At 62.5% G+C, this 592-nt stretch carries 1 protein-coding gene; it reads right to left on the bottom strand.

What is annotated here, in order from left to right:
* Positions 1 to 184: 184 nt before the first annotated feature.
* Positions 185 to 592 (bottom strand): hypothetical protein (locus tag G4L39_RS12025; RefSeq protein WP_205880986.1); only part of this gene is annotated, 408 nt, incomplete at its 5' end.

The raw sequence follows: 592 nt of genomic DNA, 5'->3' as shown, positions 1-592 counted from the left end.
GGCCCAACCCGTCCACCTGATTGGTCACCCGCACCCCGTCCAGCTCACCCCCCACCCACTGCTCGCTGATCAGCTCCCCGGCCGCCGTCCCTGTCGCCAACGCTCCGCTCCCGCACACCAACTGGCCCGTTACGGCTTTTCCAAAGAAAAAACCGGCACCAGTCCACAAGCGAACCCCCTGATCTCAAGGTGGAATCGCCAGCCGATTCGTCCAATTACCGGCTCCTTCAAACGCACGTTGCAGCTCGACGCTGTCCAGACTCTCTACCCGGCCGTCGAGAAACAAAATGTACCCCCTTTCTCCATGCAGAGCACGCTCCTCCCTCCAACCCGCCCGACGAAGCGCCCCGTCCACCCACACGCGCCGATCTCCTGCCAGCACCCACCGGGCTGTCCCCATGGCAGACAGCACCTGACGATCAACCACACCACATGGCGGGTTCACGCTCAGAAAATAGGAGACGTTCGTATCCGACAACATCGCTCGATCCGCCGGCACTCGATTCCGGTCCCTGGGACACACCAGATCCCACATTCGACCCTCGTACTGTGCAATGGCGCGGAAGTGCACTGCGGGCCCGTAACCGGCATA

This window comes from Limisphaera ngatamarikiensis (assembly GCF_011044775.1).
GTDB lineage: Bacteria > Verrucomicrobiota > Verrucomicrobiia > Limisphaerales > Limisphaeraceae > Limisphaera > Limisphaera ngatamarikiensis.
This window is presented reverse-complemented; position numbering and strand designations above follow the sequence as displayed.